The following is a 24,081-nucleotide window of genomic DNA, read 5'->3' on the forward strand; positions in this document are numbered from 1 at the left end:
ACAATACCGAGAGACTCGATGATTGCAAAATTACCCGTGTGCTACACTTGCTCATTCGACCCCAACTACTGTCCAGAACTCAACCTATTCTTCAATCTATCTCAAAGAATGAATCAGTTCAACTTGCCGTCAAAAAGTATTTACGGACTACTTTTTCAAATAAATGGTGTTTGGGGTCCAGACCCAATCATGTTTCAAAACAAACTAGATTCAGCATTTGAAAAAACACACATTGGTTCTATTACAGGACAAAAAACATATCCGAACAAATAATCATTTCCGAAAATATTATTGAAATCATCGATAATAACAGTAATACTGTTCAAGCCCTTCTTCGAATTTCAACAATTGAGATTGCATCCTAAATTCTTCAATTCTCAGTTCTCTTTCATCCGCAATTAATTCCTTTCCGAAACTGAGTACGTGATTGAGCTTCTCTTTGAAACTGTTTAACCACTCCAAATAATCTAGAAACTTTTTCTTGCGATATTTTCGAGGTAGCACTTGTAAATAAATCGATATCAAAAAATTGAGAATCCTTACCACTATAACAGAATAATTATTTAGCGAAGAATGAATTTTACTAGAAGGGAAGTTCATATTTGAAAATCCAAAGAAACGTTCTAAGTATTTCAAATACTGTTCGGGATTATCATTGAGAAATTCGAACGGCATGATGAGCACATTCTCATTACCGAATAAATTCCTGTAAATATCAATCACACAGTCATAATTGTACATTGTCAAAGTCAGGTGTTGCTCCGTTCTTACCACCTTTTTGAAAGAATCTGTTCCTCCTCCGAATAAGTACTGTGAATACAATGAAGGAATAAGTGACTGATACCCCCTTACCACTATCAGAATCTTGGCATCGGGAAACAACCGTTTCAATTGGGTCGCGGTTTCTATCTGCTTCGCTTTTATGTCATAGTTCATATTGTATCGAGATTGATCAAGATCTGAATCATCTCCTGGCCAAATGGAAAGTAACTCTTCACTCAAAATATCGAACAGAAACCGCTCATCACATCTGGCCAATTGATCATCAATGAGCCCCGTTTTCACGTAGTTTTTGAATCTTTCCCTATCATGATGAATTTCGGGATGCGCACTAAAATACCTTTGCAAGAAAGTAGAACCAGTTTTAGGAAAACCGATATGGATTATTCTCTTCTGAGCCATTTCAAAGCATTGACAATAGAGTGATTTTATTAACCGTTTTGACAAGCCTTCTCAATCTGACCGAAAAATTCATCCTTCCGGAGTGAATATAGACAACAAACAGGTTTTCAACTACCATTCCATCTGTTATCCCATCCCAAAATAGCTTTTATAATATCGCTTTCTGTATAGGTTCAAAAACTCCAAATACAAAGAGCAAGTTATTGCAGATGACCCGTAACATGTATAATAAATATCTTCTTTAGGTCTTTCAATAGTTGGAATATGGCTTGAATAGTACGCTGAACACAACTTATAATATTCCAAGTCAATGTCACGAAAGCAAGCAGTGACCAGATCAGAATACTTTTCTAAATCAAGATCAAAAAACAGTGCACTGTTCATAACGAGCACTTTCAAAGGCGAAAGTGAAACCTCATTACAGGATCGATAAAGTTCAAATATGAGTTGGTTGACAACATCGTAATTAACGTTGGCATCCTTATTATTCTCATACCCAAATAGCCTAGAGAAACAATAAACTGCATGACACGAATTCATGTAATAGATAAAATCAAACGACTTGTTATTGAACTTTTCAATTAGATTTTGCCAAACACGTTTATTGGATTCCGTTTTCCCCAAGTAAAGTAAATTGACACATGTGCTGGTAAACTCGCTGTCATCTAATTGAATTTCATTCAATGAAAAATGCTGTGAGTGTTTCACCTTTCTGTTTCTCCACTTCAATTTCAAGTAAGTGAAAAATGAAATACTATCTGATTTGCTTAAAGGCCAAATGAAGAATCTATAATATTGTCTATGATCGATTTGCTCGTTTAAAAATCGGTCATTTCGTACTGCAACTCCGGACTTCGACAAAACGTAAGAACAAATTGAAGTGTCGTCAGTACAGTATGGTACAGGGTGTGGCCCAGGCCAAGTCCAAAGAAAATTGTCCAGACTGTTTTCTTTAATACAATTTACCCCTCGGTTTAAGACGGATTTGGTCTGATCTGACGACATAAATAAAAGCGGGATCAATGGAACCGCAGTATCATAAGAAGTCGATCTCTGATGCAATTCCCATTTCTTTGGTTGGTCGGAATTAGGTTGAATACGCATTCTGTCAAAACCTCCATCTTCGTTCTGAATACTTTGTAGGTAATCTAGTAATAGCCGAATACGTTCATCTATTTGCTCCAGCTCTATCACCGCACTATTGCTTTCAGTGGTAATTTTTGAATTGCATTATGAAAATGATGTTTGGCGTCCTTATTCAAAAATTCAATCTTATTCTTATGTGGCAAAAGATAGTCCAGCATGTTCATCGCCATCCTAAAGCCAGCAAACCTGCCAATACAAGCATAACTTCCTACTCCGAATGAAAGGTGGGTTTGCTTTCTTCCAGGCATGATGACCATCGGCTTTTCAAATGTTCCTGGATCCCTATTGGCAGCTCCAAGAAAGAGTATGACCAAAGCTCCTTTCTTCAAATTAACTCCTCGATATGACGTATCCTTCCACACGGTTCTGTACACAAAAGGTACAGGAGGATAAATTCGCAGCAACTCATTCGCTATACTGTACACTTCCTTTCGATATTCTCCCTGCTCAATCAAACTCGAATACTGATTAAACAATGTATAAATAAATGTACTGACAAAACTGGTAGTTGTTTCTATTGCTACAAAAATGATTGACCTTAAGAAGTTGGGAAATTCCTCCGGTTTCAAAGGCATTCCCGGTCTCAATTCGTTGGCGAAATCTTTCATTTTCTCAGTGATTTGTCCACCATTTTCAAGGTAATTGGCAATGATAGATTCTAGAATATCCCCGTCAGTCAAAAAGCTTTGAACAATATCTATTGCATCACACGAAGTGAACGATTCACTCTCAGGATTTAAATCTGTAAAAACTGTCTCAAGCAAATCGTATTCCATCAAAACATGGATAAAAACGATAGGATTTATTAAACAGTCTGTTAAATCAACCTGTTCATTCTTCGCAACGTCCTTGTAGAAAAGATCAAACAGACCCCTCGTAAACTCATTGTCTGAATGTTGGAGTTTGGGAGTTAGAAATGTTAAATGTTCAACCGCGACTTTCTTGTTCCGCGTGTGAACCTTTTCATCTTGAGAGAAATAAATACTGTTTAAACCCAATGCTACTGAAGAAACTCCAATTGCCGGATTTCCTGATAACATAATATCTCTAACTAACGGGTACTTGAATACGCCATAGGCCTTGATTTTTCTAAAATAGACCACATCTTCTTTGTCGAGGAACTTATCAGCATCAAGATGTAATTCCATTGGATCACCGTACATTGATGTTTCGGGCAGAATGAGGCGTTTTACTTTTTCAAGAATCCTTAGCATGGTTTTTCCATTGGAGATTTAACTCAATGTAAGTGAAACAATAAAGTCAAAATTAAGAGCTAAGCGTAATGATCCTTATCTCTTACGCATGCCAAGCTGGTCAATTTTATAAATATGAACAGAGTTCTCATTAGTTGGGTTCTGAGTGAAACTAAACTGATTATAATATGGGTGAATGAGTTTGATAAATTTCTTAGCCCTTTCCATTGCAACCCTTTCTCCAATACACTTATGGGCTCCCAAACCGAAAGCGATGTGCTTTTCCGTTCTGTCCAGTCTGAATTCTGAGGCATTTTGAAACACCTGCTCATCGCGATTGGCAGCTCCAAAGAAAACAGCAACCATCGAACCTTCCGGAAGCATCACGTTTCCGATAATTGTATCTTTCTCAACATGTCTTAGGGTTAGTTGCGAAGGAGAGTAAATTCTCAAAACCTCATTAATAAACAGTTCCAAGTATCCGTCATCCAAGACATTGTTTGAGTCAAGACGGTTCATAAAGTACAGGCACGAAGCAAGTAAGCTTGAGGTTGTGAACATTTCAGCCTGAGTAAATACCTTCATAAACTTTATCAAATCGTCCTCATCTAAAGAATCGTTTTTAAGAAACTCGGAAAGAACGTTCTGCAAATCCGGTGAAATTGAACCTCCTGTAACAGAATACTTAGAAATGTCCTCAATTAGTGTCCCCTTAAATATGTTTCGGATCAGGATGATTTTACTTTCATGAGACGTTTCGTCCGAGAGAATATCAATCGAAGGGTATTGATTCAACAGACCAAATTCAGTAAGCACAACATTTGCCAAATACGGATCAACAATGTAATCAATTGCATTGACCTCCATTTTTTCGTTTGAGAGAACCTTCTCCATTAATTTACTCATCAATCTGCTGCTATCAGACAAGTAATTCTCCGCGTCATTTGCCTGCAAATAGCTAAGATTTTGAAACAGCACCTTCTTAGCCCATGTATGGGATGGCCCGTCTGCCCCTAAAAGTATTCTATCATGTTGATGATAATATTTACTCGAAAAACTATCTTTATTCTTTAAGATGTCTTTGACTATATTAAACTTGAATGCAGCATAACAATTTGATTTTTCAAAAAAAAGGATATCATCACTCTGATGAAACTTCGGGTAAAAATCAAAATAGCGCTGGTAAAAATCACTAGCGAATATATCTATGTTAGATACAATCATTTGCCGTCTTGTGAGTACACTTCAGTTAATTTTCAAAAATCGTTTACGAAAGGCCAATGTCCTTTTACAGGATCTGCATATTATCCGAGACTGATTTAAACACATTAGAATAAAGGTTCGGCATGTTTCTTAAACTGTCTCCTTCGTCTGTACGTTCTCTGAAATAGACAGATCGAATTGGATGGTTTTCGTAGGTGCCATAACCTATAATGGAGAGACTGTACTTATCAAACAAGTATCTCATGATTCTCCGTTCTTTACTACTGAAATTCCTATCCTTATCCCAGAAATCGGAAATAACTCCCGAATAGTTGTTCATCTTAGACAAACCGTCACCTTCTGCGTACTCGAAAAAACTTCCAAGAAGTGGCACCCCTAATCTTTTTTCAAAATACGACTTGTCCTTATCTGTGTCGAAGTAATAGTATTTTTTAAAGATTTCTTGAACTTGATTGTATTCGAAATTAACTCCTAAACCTATACATCTGTTTCTTACGGCACTAGGTAGGTTTTTCGGGCATCCTGCCGCCAGATACGATTCCTCAGTGTTTCGAAGCATATAAAAGAATCCGAATGTAGGCTGAGCAAGTGATGGTTTGAATTTAATCTCCAATATTGTGCCCACACTACTTTTTGTGATATCAGAACTTGCATTTTTCAACTGACGAAATCGTTCGTAGTCCTTTGATGTGGGCAAAAAATGAAGGATTTCGTCTTCCGTCATTTCCTCAAGTATATGTGCGTAAAACTTAACAGAATCAACCGATTCATTCTTAAAATTTATTCCTAATGTGGTGAAATAATGATTGCTTCCTTTACTAATCCGCATCGCTTCGTATTTGCGGATAAACTCCTTGAGATGTTCATTTGCAAAGACCTTTTCAACTTCCACTATTTCAGTCATGGCGTCTTGACCCATAGCGGAATCATCCGTTTTCAGTGAACTGAAACCAATCTTACGTAACCACTTCCTAATTTCATTTCGATTTCTCATTTTACTACCTCTATGATTTTACTCTATTGCGTGTGAAGAAGATATTAAATCTATTCGACCGAAGCGCTACTTCCAATGAATTCCCCCATTCAAAACACTCCATTGCACTTGGGCACTTTCAAATCTACTTTCCTTGAGCAGAAAACTTTCATATCCGAATGTAAAACACACTCATTGCTAGGGCATTAATCGCTACTGATGCTCCATTGAAAAGAAGGTAAAAGTCCAACTTGAGTATTTAAAACAATATTCGGGTCGAAATTTAAATTAGGTATATGAAGTGTTGGCTTAAAAGCAATGACTCTATCCATCACGTAGACAACCGAGACGTTGTCCTCATTTGTAAATGGATCAAGATCATTCGTACTTGAAACGTGATGATCAACATTACTCCCCAAGTTCTTAAAGAAGAGAAAACTGACATGGTACACTTGCGCATTAAAGAACATAGGGGGTATAATGCATGTGCATGTGAATTTTCCCTTGGTTTTAACTGAATCAAAGTTTCCTGAAATGAAAGGTGTAGACGTCACAATCACTTTGCCGCTTGAATCCAAAACATTGAGAAGAACATCTATGGTGTCCTCATCATTAATTTTTAGATATTCTACATTAAAAACAAATGCTTTGTCCGTTCTAAAAACATCTCCTGTTGCTGGATCTTGACAGCAAAGAACCTTAAGAACTTGAATATCTTTTGAATCAGGATAAGCTGAAAAGTCATTGACAACAGTCAACTGATTATTCACATTTACTCCTCCTAGGATAAGGGCACGCTCAAGGTAATCGGATAAGACACTTTTCTTTTTTGTTCGCTCCCTTATCCTCCCCTTATCCATCAAAATGTAATCGCCTTGATTCAATAACTCGTTGATATTGTGACTGACGGAAAGCATCGTTTTGCCATGGGCTGCGAATTCCTCGAATTTAGCTCCGCATTTCATGTTGAACTCAGCATCTCCAACACTGAACACTTCATCAAACAGATACACATCAAAGTCCAAATGAGCCATAATGCTAAAAGCTAGGCGAAGGAACATTCCGTTGGAGTAGTTCTTAACAGGTTCGTCTATGAACCTTTCGATGCCACTGAAATCAACAATCTCATTGAACTTACTCCGAATCTCCTTCTTGGAAAACCCATGTAACTGACCGTTGAGAAAAACGTTTTCTCTCCCGCTCAGTTCTGGGTGGAAACCAGCCCCAATATCGAGTATGCTTCCTACTCTACCGAAAATTTCAACTTCACCACTTGTAGGTTTGGTTATGCCAGCAAGTATTTTGAGTAACGTACTTTTCCCACTTCCATTTGGCCCAATGATACCTACCCTATCGCCTCGCTTTATTTCAAAAGAAACGTCCTTCAAAGCCCAAAGGCCCGAATCATCATTTGCATTGCCACTATCTGAATGTCGAAGTGCAAACTGCTTCGAAAGCTTTTCTACTCTTATGACAACTTCTTCCTTCATTAATTGTCGCTGAAATCTCCTTCCTTCCTACTGAATGCGTACATACCTGAAGCAAATAAGCTAAGCACAATCAAAAAATTGATTAGATAAATCAGCTTCAGTTGGCCTGTTCCAAATAAAGACCATCTCCAAAGGTCCAATACGTTGGCCATAGGATTATAGTCCAGAACAAATGATATTCTTTCGGGTATCAGATTGGCGGAGAAAAAAACAGGTGTAAGCCAAATACCGAAGTAAACCAAAAACGGCACGAGATGAAACAGATCACGTCTTTTGATTGCGAATGCACCGAGCCAGAACACCAATGCCAAACCGCAGAGAGTATTGAATAACCAGACAAAGGGCAACAAAATGACATTTACAGAAAGTGGAACACCAAAGTAGACCATAAGCGGGATAAGAATTACCGAACTGACAATCATTTCTACACCTGCCACAGCAACTTTAGAAAGGGGTAAAATCGCTTTTGGAAAATAAATTTTCCTTATCAAACTAGAAGATTCTTGAATGCTGTGAGATCCAGCCGTAAAGACATAAGTAAAGAAGTTCCATCCAAGCAAACCACTTAACACATAAAGCGTAAACGGCAATTTACCAGAACTCATATCTAGCAGATATTCAAAAAAAAATGTGAATATCACAAGTGCTGTCAATGGCTGGATCACGCTCCAAGCAATTCCCAACGAAGTCTGGGCATACTTTACCTTCAGATCGCGGATTGCGAACACCATGATGAGCGAACGATAAGACCAAATCTTTGTTAAAAAGACTCTGAAGCTATCTGGGGATGAAGTGATTAATCTACTTTCCAAAATAACTCGTCAAACCAATTTCTGCACAGACAGTAGAACGCTTCCAAAAACATCTCGCATATAGACAAAGAACAGAATTCTTTTCTAAGGAACAAGCCCCATAAATCAAAGTAATTAAGCCAATATTTAATCCTTTTCAATGCATTTTTTTTGCAGGTTTAGGCACAATTACTGCCGATGATAAAAATCGCACATATCGTTAACCTTTTTCAACCATCGGAAACCTCTGACCTGAAACTGGCACAGGAAGTAACGTTAGCTTCGATGATCCGCGCTCGCATCAACGCGAAAGAACCCGAAAAAATCGAGCTTCTATCAGCTCAAATTGAAGGAGATATTCACATGGTGCCGAAGGAATTCAAAGCCACATCGTCTTTAACCAGAGACGTGACCAATCTGAAGTCCTTCTCCAAGAAAATGCAGCTACCGATTTTAAATGACATTCTCGATAGGCTTTATAATGAATCAGATGCGGAATACCTCATCTTTTCAAATGTGGATATTGGCATTCAGCCCCATTTTTATGATGCGGTGAATGAAATGATTGACGCAGGTTACGATGCATTTATGATCAATCGAAGAAGAATAGAAGATAAATTCGACTCGGTAGATCAATTGGATGATATGTTGACTGAAAAAGGAAAGTCTCACCCTGGGTTCGACTGCTTTGTTTTCAAACGAGAACTGTACCCACAATTTTCTTTAGCGGAAGTTTGCATTGGAGTTCCGTTCATTGAGATCACACTTTCCCAGAATTTGTTCTGTTTCGCTGAAAACCCGAAAGTGTTCACTGATGAGTATTTGACCTTCCATATCGGAATGGAGATTTTTAAAGGTCGTGCTCCGAAAGAATATTACCTATATAATCAGGTTCAATTTTGGCAAGCCATGTCTGAAATCTGGCCAAATTTGAATACTCGTAAATGGCCTTATGGTAACTGGTGGTTTCCGTTCCGAATTATTTATTGGGGATTACACCCATGCTTTCCGATTCGGCTAGCTCTCAAATTGGAACCTAGGCGTTGGGGAATATTAAAGAAACTTTGAATTGAAGTAATTGTCAGCTACCGAGATTCCTTTAACCAGATTGCTGCCTAAAGCATTGAGTTTGGATATCTGGGCAACAACAGTTTCGTTTCCATACATATGAGCAGATTGAGTCCGAATACGTTCTGTAATTGAATTGAAATCGGCACTGGTCACTTGGTAATATTGAAATCCATCCGGTTGACCCGGAACCAAGCGATAACCTAATTTCTGATTGAATGAAATGGCGTGCTGATTTCCACTTTTGATCTTGGCTTTTAGACAACTGAGTCCGAGGGCAACAAATGCTAATTCCATCATGAAAAGAATGGCCAACATTGGCTGTGGCATTTCCAGATAACTCGGTTCTCCTACAAATATTCCAGCTTCGCCTTCTGTTCTTCTTGAACTGATGTTTTTGATATGGATCAGTCCAATTGGATAATCATGCGTCCGGATTATCCAATACAGATTTCGGTCCATATCCAATCCTTTAAACCAATTTTCCTGATCTTCTCTTGATAGTAAACCCTGAAACTGCATATTGATTCTGACAAAATCCTGATTGCGCCAAAGCCTGACCATTTCAAGGTGACCTGAATTAAGCGATTCAAGTTGCAAACCATACCGTTGAAGCAACATCAGAGTCTCGTTTTTATAGAGTACACAGGCTTGCGGATTCGATCTGCATAAATGCGACTTATATAGGCCCCCAATATACTGAGACAAAGTATAATCAAGCCTGTTGCAAAGAAAATGGCAGTGATGATGGACGCGAATCCTGCTTCGGTTCCAATCATGATTTTCTCATAAATGTAGTACGCACCCAATCCAAAACATATCAACGATGTGAGAAGCCCGAAAACGCTCATCATCCGCAATGGGAAATCGGTATAGAAGAAAATAAGTTTTATGGCAATTCCTGTCAATCCCAAGAAGGAATAACCAGAGCGACCTTCATTCCTCGAATGATGCTCTACCTCCACTTTACCAATTTCATCGGTGTACCAATGGATCACTTGATTAAGAAACAATTGATCGTGCGCCTGCTTGTTCAATTTCTCCTTCATTTCGGGAGAAATCAGTCTAAAAGAAGAACCGATGTCTGCGCCATCCACCCAATCAAAGATCTTTTTGATCATGTAAGACCCAAGCCTCTTAAAGAATGGATTGTTCTGCTGTGGTGTTATGCCAAATACAACAGCTGAATCTGAATGCTGATAATGCTCCAGCAATTTTCCGATCTCCTCCGGAGGAGTCTGAAGATCATCATCCATGGTTATGACAATGCCGCCTCTGGCATTGGTTATTCCGCAGACCGTAGCAGCATTCTGTCCGTAGTTTCTTCCTAAACGTATAAGTGAAACAGTGTCTGGATATGCTTTCTTAATTGATTTCAGTTCATTCCAGCTTTCCAGTGGTCCGCCATCTTCTACAAACAGAACCTCGAACGATTTTCCAAGTTTCGCGATGGTAGCAGCTGTCCGCTCGTAAACCGGACGCAGCGTTTCAACCGAGTTGAAAACGGGAATTACAACGGTTATATCGGTTTGTTGGCTCACAGATAGATCATTGGCAAAACAGCCACTTTGTCTGTTCCCAAAATTACATTACCCCACGACAATCCAACACCGAAGCCAGAAAGCATCAATCTAAGTTGTCGGGTTGATAGTTGCTCCGCCAGCTGCGACACCAAAGTGACGGGTATTGTAGCGCAACTCGTATTACCGAAATCGCACAACGAACTTGGTGCCTGTTCCTTCCTGAACCCTGTCTTTCGAACGATGGAATTGTTGAGCAGTTGATTGGCCTGATGTAGCACAAGGTAATCGAGTGCCGATGGTTGCACATCTACCTCTATTAGAAGGTCTGAAATGCTTGATGCGACTGTGGAAAGGCCGAAGGTGAACACTGCTTGGCCGTTCATTTCGAGTTGATTTTTCTGCCGAATAACGCCTTCGCTAACGATTTCCGGTAGCAGAGAATCAGAATTGATCGGCATTCGAAAACCACCATCTGACACGTGGATGGCTTTAAAATCTTCTCCCCTCGAGCCAAGTTTGAATTGCATATCTGCTGCTGCATCATCCAACTCGAATGCTGTTGCACTGCCTGCATCGGCAAATATGGGCCAGATGGAATTATCCTGCGGGGAAACCATTTTTGTGATGGTATCGCCTACCAGAAGCAATCCTTTTTGGATGCCGAAAGACTTCATCATCCCAACGATTACAGACATGCCGTAAACGTAGCCTGCACAGCCTTGATTGATATCCAACGACATGGCGCTTTGCGCTAGTCCGAGTTTATGTTGTAGTTGCGTGGCCGAACCAGGAACTATGTGATCAGGTGTTTGGCTTACAAAAATCAGAATCCCAACTTCTTCCGCATTCCAAGCAAGTTTTTCGAGCAATGGGCGCGCGGCTGATTCGCAAAGATCGGCTGCCGTAACTGAACTTCGGGCAAGATGCCGAAAGCGTATTCCAACCTGATTGACAATCTCTTTTCTTGCTTTTTCGGAAAGGGATGAGAGTTCCAAATTGTCTTCTCTCTTATTGGGCACCGCGGCAGCGAGCCCAACCAAACGCACACCTTGGCCCAAGAGCATTGGCATTTTAGGGCTTTAAGGTTAGGCTGTAGAGATCGGCAACCGTCTGTGCTGCTCTAAAATCCTTTTCGGGAATGGTTACTCCATAATGTTCGTCAATAGCGGCAATGACAATAAGCGCTTGCATGGAAGACCATTCTTCCAGGTCTCTGAATTTAGATTGCGATCCAATGGTGGACGCATCTTGAAACAAGGAGCTGAATACTTCCACGAATTCTGATTGACTTGCTGGCATGGGCTGCAACATTGCTTATTGCGAATGTAGTGAACTGATCATAGAAATTCAGGTTGCGGAGATTCCGAACTTCTCGATGTATGATCTGAAGCGCTCTTTAATGGAATCGACATCCAACCCGTAATGGTCGGCCGAATAGCCATGTTTTCCTCTATCGTCCGGTCTATCTCGCTTCAGATATGCATCCATTTTACCCTCATCCACAGGAGTGATGTTGAAGTGAGAAGTGATCCTGTTCACGGCTTCAACTGGTTCGTGAAGTAAGGATCTGAAATTGACGTCAATAAAGCGCTCATCCCCTACCCGCTCGCGCACGGCCAATCCGCGCTCAATTCCTTGCCGGAAGCGCTCTTCTATATACGGACCTAATTCGGTCGGTTCGAACTGCCCATAAAGCAATCTCCAATTGAGCGAAGCCAAGCTGCAATAGCTTGGAATGCTGCGGCTTGGGTCGCGGTGTGTCCATACGATACATGCATCGGGAAAAACTTCTAAAAGCGCATCCAGATGCCACATGTGATCGGGACATTTCAAGATGAGTTTCTTATCGGGCACGCGATGCACCATCACCTGAAGAAACTTCTTGTATTCCTGATAGGCGGGTTTCATATCGTGCTGATTGATAAACTTGCCGTAGTCGGGCCAGCGGCTGGTCATCTCCCAATTGGGAACGGTGAATTGAGGGATGAAAAGCGACCAACATTCTTCCAACGAATCGTGTCGCACTTCATGAATAAACTTCATCTCTGGCACCACAAAATTGGCAACTGCCAAGCGCATCTTAGTTCTCCGTTGCCTTTTTGCCACATCCTTTTCAGGATTATCCGAAACAGGAATTGGATTGGTCAGTTCCCAAAACTGAAGCGCTCGTCTATCTTCGCTCAAGTGCAGCAGATTCTGCAAAAGCGTTGTTCCTGTTCGGGGAAATCCAACGATAAAAACCGGTCGCTCAATTTTAACATCGGCAACCTCTGGGTGTTTCTTCATGTAATCAATCATCATCAGACGATTGGATAGCGCATCTACGCCAAATCCTGTTGATGAGAGTTTGCCGAAATCTGTAACGGGAGCTGAATTGACCGAACTGGTGAGTGCCTCCATCCCAACCCGATGCATATTATCGCCCAGATCGCTTAAGCCTGTTCTGCGTTTGGCCTTTTTGGTGATCGAATCCGGATCTACACGTTTTGGCGTAATGCCAAACACTTGCAACAGGCCGATCAGCGCATTCAGCACACGCATCGGTAGTTTGTAGGAATTTTCTCTTACTCGTTTGGCCAAGGACCTTGCTTGATTTAAGCCCGCAAGGTATTGAATCTTGTGATTGGGATTTTCTTTATCTCTTACCCTCATGGCATGTGTCATTCCTGTGGCCAAGTGCCAGCTTTGCCGCTGCTGATTGGTGCAAGGGCATGCACTCCATCAAGGAAAAACGAGATGGACCTGGCTTTTCTATGGGTTTTTTGTGGTTTCCGTTAGCGTATTTGACCTTTACAACTCCTTTACGACTCTTTTGAACAACTTCTTACGGCCTTTTATCAACTTGATAGAACCTTCCGTTGTGCTCTCACATCCTTTTACCGAGCACATAGAACCTTCCGTTAACCTCTTAGAACTTTCCATCAACTTTTAATGCCCTTCAAAGCACCTCCGAATGGGCTAAGACCATGCGAGGCATTGCCATTTGTCTTTCTGTTGCTTACAATACTTTGACCCGAACCGAAAGTTGAATGCAGATGGAATTGCCCACGGCATTGTTTTGCCAGATAAGCCAAGAGGAATGTTGCATGCATGGCTCTGTTGCCATCATGCCTCTAAGGTTTGTTTATAAAGAGGTCTGCACCATTAGTGCATTCGGATAATGCGACCTTCGAATGGCTTGAGTACAGGCTCCTCAAAATCCGAATGAGTAGAGAACAACACCTGCTGCTGATGTGAATTAAGCCTACGAAGGTGCTGGGAAAAATTCAGCAATACCAGAAACTTCTCCCCTTCCAATTCGCGATAGAAGGCAAACAGCTTACCGTTGCTCAACTCCTCGTCAATGGTTAGCGATCCTTTTTGTAGAATCGGATGTTCGTTCCTGAACTGGATAACGCGTTGACAGAAATTCAGCAATGAATTGGGGTCCTTGGCCTCCACCTCCGCATTCTTTTCCATGAAATTATCGGCCACTGGAAGCCACGGTCTGCCACTGGTAAACCCAGCATTGGCCGTGGTGTCCCAAAGCATGGGTGTTCGGCACTCATCGCGGTTTAGCGATTGCCCGGTCCAATTGACCATGAACTGCGGAATGCTCTTATAGCGCTGCGCCAATGGATCCAAACCCGTTTTAAGCGGAAGCGTAGGCTTCTCAATTCCCAATTCCTCGCCATAATAAGTGAACGGAATTCCCCTTACGGTGAATTGTAGCAATGCCATCAGTTTGGCCTTGCGCACATCATTACCCAACGGCGTGATGCTGCGCCTCCGATCATGATTGCTGAATACATAAGTAGGAATGAACGGTTCGGGAAAATTCTCCTCGAAATGCGCCACGGTCTTCCGCCACTTCTTGGCTTTGAAAGGCGTGGAGAGTGTTTGGAAAAGAAATATGGTATGAAGGCCGTTCTTCCCCTCGTAAGAGCAGAATTTCTTAGTGGTTTCCACATCTCCGAACACTTCACCAACCATGAACCGAACAGGGTTTTGGAACGAGTCGACCAATGCCCTTAACTCGCTCGCAAAACGGAAACTTCCTTCCTGATTGACGTTGTACTTCATCTTCTGAAAGAAGCCATTAGGCGATTCTTCCGAAGGAATAACCTTTAAACTGGACGGATTATCATGGAAGGATGTGTCCTCATAGATGGAATTGAAAATATCCAAGCGGAAACCATCCACGCCTTTCGAAAGCCAGAAACGCGCCACATCAAGCATGGCACTTTTCACTTCCAGATTGCTGTAATTCAGATCGGGCTGAAATTCCAAGAACGAGGCCCAATAGAACTGCTTACGACCTTCATGCCAATGCCAACCGCTTCCGCCAATGGTTGCTTTCCAATTGTTCGGAGCTTTCTTGCCGTCCTTACCACTTCCATCCTTCCACACATACCAATCTGCTTTGGGATTGTCCTTCCCCGAAGCGGATTCCTTGAACCAATCATGCTCATCCGAAGTGTGATTCATCACCAGATCAAAAACCACCTTCATGTTCCGAGCGTGGATCTCCTCAATCAACTGCAAACAACTTTCCATATCGCCATATTCGGGTGCAACGCTGCGATAGTCGCTGATGTCGTATCCGAAATCCTTCTGCGGACTTTTGAAGAAAGGCGATATCCAGATCGTCTCAAAACCAAGTTCCTTCACGTGGTCAAGTTTCTGAATGATTCCTTTCAGATCACCCAATCCATCTCCATCCGTATCGTAAAAAGAGCGTGGGTAGATCTGATAAACAGTGGTAGATTTCCACCATTCATCACCTTCCGATTGAGCTTGAACGAACAGCTCCATCTGCATGAATACCAAAAGAAACAAAGCCGCTCTCATTGAACGCAAGAAACGAAAAAGCCCGACCAATTGGTCGGGCTTCTTTGTTAAGTGGAGCCGGAGGGATTCGAACCCTCGTCCAAACAACAGACCTGTGGGCCTTCTACATGTTTATTCTCAACTTGATTGTCGGGAACGGTCCGGCAAGAGACAACCTAACTGATCCTTATCCTCTGAGATTTTCGTCCGCGGGCCGAGAAAACCCTTGGCTTATTCTTACCTGTCGATGCCTCATTAGTTGCACTGTAAGACGCTGTTGCAACCGAGACAGCCACTACTTAAGTCTAACTTAAGCAGCTAGCGCGAAGTTTGATTCGCCTAGTAAAATTTGGAACACTTGATTACGGATGATCATTCCAACACCCGACATGCTTACCTCACCGACCTTGCTGCTGTCAAAACCTGTCGGCCCCATAAATAAAGAACTACTTTATGCTTACTTATTCAACCCCAACAGATAACCATCGTGGTTACCAGATTTACTTAATCAGTTTCTGCAACTCTGCGTGCAAATTGGCACCTCTTAGATTCTTCGCTACAATCACACCATTCGCATCCAACAGAAAATTGCCTGGAATAGAACGTACTCCATAAGTTGCTGCTCCTGCACTGCTCCATCCACCAAGATCGCTTACGTTGATCCAATTAAGACGATCGGCTTTAATTGCTTCCACCCAAGCATCCTGACTTTTATCGAGAGACACACCATAAATTTCAAATCCTTTAGAACTGAACTTGCTGTAGGCACTTACTACGTTCGGATTCTCCATTCTGCATGGTCTGCACCACGAAGCCCAAAAATCAATTAGAACAACTTTCCCTCTAAGAGAAGCCAAGCTTATTTCTTTTCCTTGCGGATTTTTGAACTTAAGCTCAGGAGCAATATCACCAATATTGATTCCGACCTTCTTGTCTTGAAGTTCTGTTTTCCCTTTTTCGTCACCTCCAGCGTATGAAGTTGAACCAACAAAAACTAAACCTATAACTAGTAAAAATGCAATCCTTTTCATGCTGTCTATCTTATTCAATTACTTATGTACTTACCTGTTATTCGTCAGACATTGTCAATAACCATACCATTAGAAAACGAACACGGAATTGACAAAACAACCGATGCTATAATCGCTTGATATTGGCACCGATGGCGTTCAACCGAGCATCAATATTCTGATATCCACGGTCTATCTGCTCGATATTGTGAATCGTACTTTTTCCATCTGCGGACAGCGCTGCAATAAGCAACGATACTCCAGCTCGGATGTCTGGGCTGGTCATCTGTATTCCTCGCAAAGCTATTTGATGGTCCATTCCTATGACAGAAGCACGGTGCGGGTCGCACAAGATGATCTTCGCACCCATATCAATGAGTTTATCTACGAAGAACAGGCGGCTTTCAAACATCTTCTGATGAATGAGCACACTTCCTTTTGCCTGGGTGGCCACAACTAATACAATGCTCAATAGATCAGGTGTAAAACCTGGCCAAGGTGCATCTGCAATGGTGAGAATGGAACCATCTATGAACGATTCAATCGCATAATGTTCTTGAGAAGGAATGTAAAGATCATCGCCTCTCAACTCCATCTGAATTCCAAGCTTTTGAAATATCGTTGGAATAACACCAAGGTTGGGATAGCTTACGTTCTTAATCGTAATCTCTGATTTGGTCATAGCGGCCAAACCAATGAACGAGCCTATCTCAATCATATCTGGAAGACAACGATGCTCTGTTCCAGTCAAATAATCAACGCCATCAATAACGAGCAGGTTGGAACCGATGCCTGATATCTTGGCACCCATCCGAACTAGCATGTTACACAGCTGCTGGAGATACGGTTCACAAGCAGCATTGTAAATGGTGGTTCGGCCTTTTGCCAAAACGGCAGCCATCACAATATTTGCCGTTCCTGTTACCGAAGCTTCATCTAAAAGCATGTAGCAACCTTGTAGGTTACTTGCTTCAACTTTATAAAACTGCTCATCAGACAGATATTCGAACTTGGCGCCAAGCTTTTGAAAGCCGATGAAATGAGTATCAAGTCTTCTACGTCCGATCTTGTCGCCACCTGGTTGTGGGATATATCCCTTGCCAAATCGCCCAAGCATTGGACCAACAACCATGATAGAACCTCGAAGTCCAGAACCTTTCTTCTTGTACTCTTCTGAATGAAGATGTTCAAGATCTACATTATCGGCTGTAAACTCGTATGTGTCTTCTGAAAGTTGATTGACCTTTACGCCAAGATCGCGCAGAAGGTCAATAAGTTTATTCACGTCCCTGATATTGGGAATGTTTGAAATGGTCACTTTCTCTGGCGTGAGAAGCACAGCGCAGAGAATTTGAAGTGCTTCATTCTTGGCTCCTTGAGGAACCAATTCTCCCTTTAATCTGTTGCCGCCAATGATTTCAAATGATGCCATGATCAGGTTCTAGGATTTCTTCTACCAGTTTTCTTTTTCCTATTGTTCGTTCGGCCTTTTCTAGGACGATTCGGTTGGTTGCTCATTTGTTGCATTCCATCAACCAGATCGCGCGAGTGAGCCAATTCTGTATCGTCTGGCAAATTGATTTTCCCGCCAGACATGTCTCTCAAATTTTTGATGATGACACGGTTTTCAACAGAATCACGGTTCCAATTCAAATAAGCACGTTTCAAAATATTGGCAACGCCAACACCCATCTTCAAACGCTCTTGCTCATCTTCCACATCAGCCACCGTTTTGATCATCTGTTCCACGATTCGACCGTAATGACGAAATACAATTTCATTTTCAGGGTATGGAATCTTATCTGGACCTGTTTCAAAATCTTCACGAACTGGCTTAGGAAATGGAGAGTCAACGTCAAAATCAAAATCAGAAATGATGAACATATGATCCCAAAGTTTATGGGTCAAATCTTCATTTGCCTTTAAGTACGGATTTACCTGTCCCATTACCTTGATGATGGAATTGGCCGCCCGATTACGCTCGTTTTTATCTGCGAGTGTCTTGGCATATTCAATCATCTTCTGAATATTACGACCGTACTCAGGGATTTTCATCTCCTCTCTGGACGTATTGTATTCTATCTCAAATTCTAAACTCATGATCTTTGCTTATTCGTTCGCAAAATAAAGAAAGTAGTTGCCAAAAATGCGAAAGCCCCTCGAAAGGGGCTTTCATCATTTAACAAATATGATCAATATCTGTAATACTCCGGTTTGTACGGACCTTCTACCGTTACACCAATATATTTGGCCTGTTCTGCAGACAGCTCTTCAAGCTCAACTCCGATTTTGGCGAGGTGCAAGCGGGCAACTTTCTCATCTAAATGTTTTGGAAGCATGTAAACTTCGTTTTTGTATGCTGAAGCATTTGTCCAAAGCTCCAACTGCGCCAACGTTTGGTTGGTGAATGAGTTTGACATCACAAATGATGGATGTCCAGTAGCGCATCCAAGATTTACCAAGCGGCCTTCAGCAAGTAAGATGATATCATTCCCATCAACATTGTAAACATCAACCTGTGGTTTGACCTCATCTTTTGTACTACCGTAATTCTTATTCAACCAAGCTACATCAATCTCATTATCGAAATGGCCAATGTTGCAGACGATGGTCTTATCGCCCATCGCTTTAAAATGTTCGCCTGTTATAATGTCTTTGTTTCCTGTGGCAGTAACAACAATATCAGCACGTGAAATAGCATTAGCCATCGATTTTACTTCAAAGCCATCCATTGCAGCTTGCAATGCGCAAATTGGATCGATCTCTGTCACAATTACTCGAACTCCAGCTCCTCTCAAAGATGCGGCAGAACCTTTACCTACATCTCCGTAACCAGCAACAACAGCTACTTTTCCGGCCATCATTACATCGGTTGCTCTTCTGATAGCATCAACAAGAGATTCCTTGCATCCGTACTTATTATCGAATTTCGATTTAGTAACAGAATCGTTGATATTGATTGCTGGCATTGGAAGCGTACCGTTCTTAACACGCTCGTACAACCTGTGAACACCAGTCGTGGTTTCTTCCGAAATTCCTTTGATTCCGCTTACCAATTCTGGATATCGATCCAAAACCATGTTCGTAAGATCTCCTCCATCATCCAAAATCATATTCAATGGCTCTCCTCCTTCAAATGCAAAAAGGGTTTGCTCAATACACCAATCAAACTCTTCTTCGTTCAGACCTTTCCATGCAAAAACTGGAACTCCTGCGGCAGCGATAGCAGCTGCAGCGTGATCTTGTGTAGAGAAAATATTACAAGACGACCATGAAACCTGTGCTCCTAGATCAACCAACGTTTCTATAAGAACTGCCGTTTGAATGGTCATGTGCAAGCATCCTGCAATGCGAGCGCCTTTCAACGGTTTCGATGCACCGAATTCTTCGCGAAGCGACATCAGACCAGGCATTTCTGCTTCTGCTAATCGGATTTCTTTCCTGCCCCAAGAAGCTAAGGCGATGTCTTTTACCTTGAATTTCAATTGTTCTGTAGTATTACTCATCTATAGATTTTTCTGTTTAAAACGGTCACGAAGGTACTTCAAATCATGCACTTCGCCAATCATTAACCCAACAACTGAAGCATTTGTTGTGTTCAAAATGTTGTTATGACCTCTTAATTTGAATTTAGGATTCAGCGCATAAAGGCACTGTCAGAAATTCTATCTGAAAATGGTGATCGTACCAAGTTTACTGAATTGCTTTCCTGTATACCAAGTAAGATCAATTTGATACGAATAAGCTCCTTGTTGCACATCCTTTCCAGATCGCATTTCCTTGCCGTCCCAAAATTGAGTTACATCATATGTTTCCCAAATAAGCTTACCCCATCTGTCATATATCTGCAAGTGCCATTCAATAATGCCTTTTTGCTTGATTTCAAAGACGTCATTCACGCCATCGCCATTTGGCGTAAATGCTGTTTGAACGAAGAACGTTTCTTGTTCCCAAACTCTAAAAGGTATAGTTAGTGTATCAGGACATCCAAGTTCGTTCATTACGATCAACTGCACGGGAAACAAACCCGAATCTTGATATACGCCTACAGCGTCAAACTGATTATCTACGGTATAGCCGTTGCCGAAATCCCAAAAAGAAGAATCTTGAACTGAGAACATACTCGTGTTCCAAAACTCCATGGTTGTATCTGGCAACTGAAGCGCAACACTATCTGAATAGAAATCAGCAATTGGATGCGGTCGTACTTCCATGTAAATTTTGGCCGAATCTCTACAACCTGTAAATCTGTTGCTCACATACTGAGTCACTACGTACCAACCCGCTTCATCAAAAGTGTAAATGATGTCGTCAACCAATCTTCCATCCACAGAAATAATTGTGTCCTTATCACTGAAATGATAATCCCAATTTGTTATGTTAAGATTATCGTAAGAAGAGTCGTGAAACGCTATAGGCAAATCGGTACAAACAACGATGGTGTCAACTCCGAACCCAGCCACTGGAGATTCATTGACTTTTATCTCCATTGACTGTGCAATCGCCTGACACTGATCTTCGGAATAAACTGTCAAGTTGACTGTATATGTTCCAGGTTCGTTGAAATCGTGCGCAGGATTCTGAAGATCACTGGTATTAAACGTACCAGAGTTCGGATCTCCAAAATCCCATTCCCAAGAATAGGCATTGGTTGAATTGTCGTAAAATCTGATGGCAGATGAATCACAGACCACTGAATCAGTGACTACAAAGTCTGCGATAGGCACAACTAATGTTTCAATCAGATTAGGCATAACCAGAGTATCTGTAAACACACCATTGGACGCTGCTAGTGTGACAGAAAAAGGTCCAGCACCAATAAAAACATGTTGCGGATTTTGAACATTGGAAACCGGACTTCCGTCTCCAAAATCCCAAAGCCAAGTTGTTGGATTTCCAAAAGACGTGTCCGTAAAATCAACTGTAGTAAATCCACATTCAGGAGTTTCCACATATGTGAATCCAGTGTAAACGTATGGAGGAAGAATAATGGCCGCTGCAACGTCACATATTGCAGAACACCCAAAAGTGTCTGTTACTTCCACACTTGCGTTGTAAGTACCTGTTCCTCCATAGAGGTGCGAAGGGCTTTGGTCCGTTGCAGAACCACCATCGCCAAACTGCCAGAAATATGTAAACGGAGCCGTTCCCACAGAGACGTCCGCGTTGAAACCAGTTTCGGCTCCGAGGTAACTATCTGTCACATTACTGCAGTCAATCACTGGATTTTGGTGTTCAATTATAGTTATCACTTCAGAGTCGACCGTTGGCGAAGTCGGACATGGATAAGAACTTGCCATTCTAACTTTTACTTGATCACCATTATTGATGTTGCCTGGAGTAAATGATGGTCCCATTCCGCTGGACACACCATTCATAAACCATTCAAAAGAAGGACTGGTTCCGCCAGCATATGGCACAGCTCCGAACGTGATGGATTCACCCTCGCATATTTCAGTTGTTGTCGCAGTGATAAAAACATCCGGATCAACAACTGGCATAACCACAACATAATGTGTGTCTGGTTTGGCCCATCCGCAGCAAGGAGATTCTGTTTGTAGAGTGACCATGTAAGTTCCCACATCAGTATATGTGTGAGACGGTACTCCAAGAGTACTTGTATTACTCGGGCCAGAATTTGGATCACCGAAATTCCATCGATAGCCTAAAACGTTAAAGTTGATAGGCCAAGTGGAAGAAAAATTAACTACATCTCCAGGGCAAATTGTATCGACCGCTTGAATTGCTGGTAAGTATGGCAAGCCGTCTGTAAAAATATTTACAAAACCAGAGTGGAAATATGGAACTCCATTTGACACCATGGTAAGATCAAATGCACCCATGGATGTGTATTGCGCAGATGTACTCTGACCAACCGTATTCTGAGGAACCGTTGTTCCTTCATAGAACCATTCTATGATTCCGTTTGCATTAGTGGTGAAATAAATATCTGAATACGTACAACCAGTTGAACCCAATAACACATCTGGTTCAACATTAGCAGCCAAATGCGATTGTGCAACTTGTATTCCAGTAGGTTCTTGATACAATGGCAAACTTTCTCCTGACGCACCGTTTCCTCCGAATCCCCCATCACCTCCACGTGACCCCGCGCCTCCATTACCACCTGACGAACACGGGTTCGAGCCATCTGCTTGAGCCCCACCAACTCCTCCTTGTCCACCTAAGCCTCCCATCCCTCCTGGAAACCCTCCTGCTCCACCAATTCCTGGGGATCCTGGATACAAAACACAATCATTGAGCACTCCACCGGCCCCATTATTCGTTATGTAGATAGGGAATGAACCTCCACCCCCGCCACCGCTAGTTCCTCCGTAACCACCTTGACCACCCTCGCCTCCACCACCTCCACCTGGTCCAGTGCCTGGGTCTGCAAACAAAAATCCAGTTCCTCCAGAACCACCTCCGCCTCCGCCACCTCCGCCAGAACCAGATTCGCCCACCTCTCCGGTGTATCCATGACCAGGAGTGAAAAACCCACTTGAATGAGACGATACACCATCCAGTCCATTAGCACCATCCGCACCGGTTAACAGACCATTAATGCCATTGACACCGTTACTTATAACCCCACTATTACAATCTCCTAAAAAGCCACAAGGATCGTTGAACAAATAATAAAATCCTTGACCTGCATTTCCACCAGCTCCAGGCGCAGTTCCCGCACCAGGTAGCCCGATCGTTCCCGGGTAACCATCAGCCCGATTGAATAGACTGAAAGTTTCTCCTTCTTGTCCTCCATCGCCTCCATTTCCACCTGCACAAACACCACCTGACCATCCATTACCGCCAGCACCACCAGCCCTTGGTGCATTGCTACAATTCGCTCCATTTTGACCAGCTAAACCGTCAGCTCCATTAGCGCCTGAATTCCCAGGAACGCCTTCAATACCATCACCTGCATCACCAGTGGTCACTCTTATCCTATCCAACGAATAATCAGAGCAACCATTTATATAAATGCCACAAACTGAACCGCTAGAAACAGATGCATCATCAACTTCCACTGAAATATCGTGAAGATGGAAATCAGCAATATTTATTGCCGCTAAAGCAATTGCAGAATATGGATATCCAACAGAGATTGAAACAGAAGTTGGTGGTGGCGGTGTTGGAGGAACGTTACCATCTCGATGAATTACAGTAGGAATATTATTCGACTTAATCCATGTGCTCGGGTCGTAGCTTCCATCGATAGTGACCCCGTTAACCAAAAATAATGTATCCGAAATAGGATAAGTTCCCTGAGCCATTCGAATCTGATTGATTCCAGGACCAACTAAACTCAAGGCATTCTGTATACTTGTGGGGGCAGCTTTTGTCCCGCTTCCAGAACCGTTAGGTGAAACATAGATGATGTCGCACTCTTGAGCCTTTCCTAAAAAGGAAATCAACATCAAACTAAGCGAGACTATCTTTCTTAACATCAACCTACTTAATTACAACGAACTGATGTGACTGAGTGTGTTCGTTCACTTCCATCACCAAGACGTATGTCCCAGCTTGAAGTTGTGCCAGATCGAAACGAATTACGTTTAATTCTTGAGCCAATTGAATTACATCAGTCAACACTGATTTCCCAGAAATATCCAAGATATTCCAGCTCAAACGTTCAGATTTCTTGGCAAAAACATTTGCAACCATCCAATCT

Annotated in this window: 20 protein-coding genes, 1 other RNA gene and 3 pseudogenes; 2 read left to right on the forward strand and 22 right to left on the reverse strand. The window is 42.0% G+C overall.

Annotated elements, in window-relative coordinates:
* On the forward strand, positions 1-273 hold a 273-nt coding region (locus K9J17_15480), incomplete at its 5' end, for a hypothetical protein (GenBank protein MCF8278134.1).
* A gap of 24 nt (positions 274-297) precedes the next feature.
* On the opposite strand, the gene K9J17_15485 is transcribed toward K9J17_15480, so the two are convergent.
* From K9J17_15485 to K9J17_15510, 6 genes are all read right to left on the reverse strand, one after another.
* Entirely contained in the window at positions 298-1,182 is an 885-nt protein-coding gene (locus tag K9J17_15485; protein ID MCF8278135.1) for a sulfotransferase, read from the reverse strand.
* A 1,190-nt stretch (positions 1,183-2,372) separates the two neighbouring features.
* Positions 2,373-3,542: a cytochrome P450 gene (locus K9J17_15490; GenBank protein MCF8278136.1), complete on the reverse strand. Its 1,170-nt coding sequence runs from the start codon at positions 3,540-3,542 to the stop codon at positions 2,373-2,375.
* 75 nt (positions 3,543-3,617) lie between these two features.
* Positions 3,618-4,745 (reverse strand): cytochrome P450, encoded by a 1,128-nt coding sequence (locus K9J17_15495; protein ID MCF8278137.1) that lies wholly within the window; start codon positions 4,743-4,745, stop codon positions 3,618-3,620.
* A 64-nt stretch (positions 4,746-4,809) separates the two neighbouring features.
* Positions 4,810-5,739 (reverse strand): hypothetical protein, encoded by a 930-nt coding sequence (locus tag K9J17_15500; protein ID MCF8278138.1) that lies wholly within the window; start codon positions 5,737-5,739, stop codon positions 4,810-4,812.
* A gap of 185 nt (positions 5,740-5,924) precedes the next feature.
* Positions 5,925-7,106 carry an ABC transporter ATP-binding protein gene (locus K9J17_15505; protein ID MCF8278139.1) on the reverse strand — a complete coding sequence of 394 codons (1,182 nt, stop codon included), beginning with the start codon at positions 7,104-7,106 and terminating at the stop codon, positions 5,925-5,927.
* 101 nt (positions 7,107-7,207) lie between these two features.
* Positions 7,208-7,939 (reverse strand): ABC transporter permease, encoded by a 732-nt coding sequence (locus tag K9J17_15510; protein ID MCF8278140.1) that lies wholly within the window; start codon positions 7,937-7,939, stop codon positions 7,208-7,210.
* A gap of 258 nt (positions 7,940-8,197) precedes the next feature.
* Here K9J17_15510 and K9J17_15515 point away from each other — a divergent pair, with 258 nt between their 5' ends.
* Entirely contained in the window at positions 8,198-9,067 is an 870-nt protein-coding gene (locus K9J17_15515) for a hypothetical protein (protein ID MCF8278141.1), read from the forward strand.
* Here the strand turns inward: K9J17_15515 and K9J17_15520 are convergent.
* The 16 genes and pseudogenes from K9J17_15520 to K9J17_15595 form a co-directional block, all read right to left on the reverse strand.
* Positions 9,053-9,631 (reverse strand): hypothetical protein, encoded by a 579-nt coding sequence (locus K9J17_15520; protein MCF8278142.1) that lies wholly within the window; start codon positions 9,629-9,631, stop codon positions 9,053-9,055. The genes K9J17_15515 and K9J17_15520 overlap by 15 nt on opposite strands.
* Before the next feature lie 56 nt (positions 9,632-9,687).
* The gene (locus tag K9J17_15525; protein ID MCF8278143.1) at positions 9,688-10,608 is read right to left on the reverse strand and encodes a glycosyltransferase; all 921 of its coding nucleotides are present in this window, start codon (positions 10,606-10,608) and stop codon (positions 9,688-9,690) included.
* A complete protein-coding gene (locus K9J17_15530; GenBank protein MCF8278144.1) occupies positions 10,605-11,660 on the reverse strand; it encodes a ketoacyl-ACP synthase III in 1,056 nt (351 codons plus the stop codon). The genes K9J17_15525 and K9J17_15530 overlap by 4 nt, the downstream gene beginning before the upstream one ends.
* 1 nt (position 11,661) lies before the next feature.
* Positions 11,662-11,889, reverse strand: a complete 228-nt coding sequence (locus K9J17_15535; GenBank protein MCF8278145.1) for an acyl carrier protein — start codon at positions 11,887-11,889, stop codon at positions 11,662-11,664.
* A 48-nt stretch (positions 11,890-11,937) separates the two neighbouring features.
* Positions 11,938-13,170 (reverse strand): sulfotransferase, encoded by a 1,233-nt coding sequence (locus K9J17_15540; protein ID MCF8278146.1) that lies wholly within the window; start codon positions 13,168-13,170, stop codon positions 11,938-11,940.
* Positions 13,171-13,734: 564 nt separating this feature from the next.
* On the reverse strand, positions 13,735-15,420 hold the full coding sequence (locus K9J17_15545) for an alpha-glucosidase (GenBank protein ID MCF8278147.1): 1,686 nt from the start codon (positions 15,418-15,420) through the stop codon (positions 13,735-13,737).
* Positions 15,421-15,469: 49 nt separating this feature from the next.
* Positions 15,470-15,833, reverse strand: a transfer-messenger RNA (tmRNA) gene (ssrA, locus tag K9J17_15550).
* 66 nt (positions 15,834-15,899) lie between these two features.
* Positions 15,900-16,430, reverse strand: a complete 531-nt coding sequence (locus K9J17_15555; GenBank protein ID MCF8278148.1) for a TlpA family protein disulfide reductase — start codon at positions 16,428-16,430, stop codon at positions 15,900-15,902.
* 106 nt (positions 16,431-16,536) lie between these two features.
* Entirely contained in the window at positions 16,537-17,841 is a 1,305-nt protein-coding gene (gene murA / locus K9J17_15560) for a UDP-N-acetylglucosamine 1-carboxyvinyltransferase (GenBank protein ID MCF8278149.1), read from the reverse strand.
* A 2-nt stretch (positions 17,842-17,843) separates the two neighbouring features.
* Positions 17,844-18,509, reverse strand: a complete 666-nt coding sequence (locus tag K9J17_15565) for a DUF4290 domain-containing protein (protein MCF8278150.1) — start codon at positions 18,507-18,509, stop codon at positions 17,844-17,846.
* Positions 18,510-18,601: 92 nt separating this feature from the next.
* Entirely contained in the window at positions 18,602-19,915 is a 1,314-nt protein-coding gene (ahcY, locus tag K9J17_15570) for an adenosylhomocysteinase (protein MCF8278151.1), read from the reverse strand.
* A gap of 159 nt (positions 19,916-20,074) precedes the next feature.
* Positions 20,075-20,899 (reverse strand): gliding motility-associated C-terminal domain-containing protein, encoded by an 825-nt coding sequence (locus K9J17_15575; protein MCF8278152.1) that lies wholly within the window; start codon positions 20,897-20,899, stop codon positions 20,075-20,077.
* A pseudogene (locus K9J17_15580) lies at positions 20,885-21,163 on the reverse strand (PKD domain-containing protein). The gene K9J17_15575 and the pseudogene K9J17_15580 overlap by 15 nt, the downstream one beginning before the upstream one ends.
* 258 nt (positions 21,164-21,421) lie before the next feature.
* A pseudogene (locus K9J17_15585) lies at positions 21,422-21,979 on the reverse strand (PKD domain-containing protein).
* Positions 21,956-22,606: pseudogene (locus K9J17_15590) on the reverse strand (PKD domain-containing protein). The pseudogenes K9J17_15585 and K9J17_15590 overlap by 24 nt, the downstream one beginning before the upstream one ends.
* Positions 22,607-23,861: 1,255 nt before the next feature.
* Entirely contained in the window at positions 23,862-24,074 is a 213-nt protein-coding gene (locus tag K9J17_15595) for a T9SS type A sorting domain-containing protein (protein MCF8278153.1), read from the reverse strand.
* Positions 24,075-24,081: the final 7 nt, after the last annotated feature.

Source organism: Flavobacteriales bacterium (assembly GCA_021739695.1).
Lineage (GTDB): Bacteria > Bacteroidota > Bacteroidia > UBA10329 > UBA10329 > UBA10329.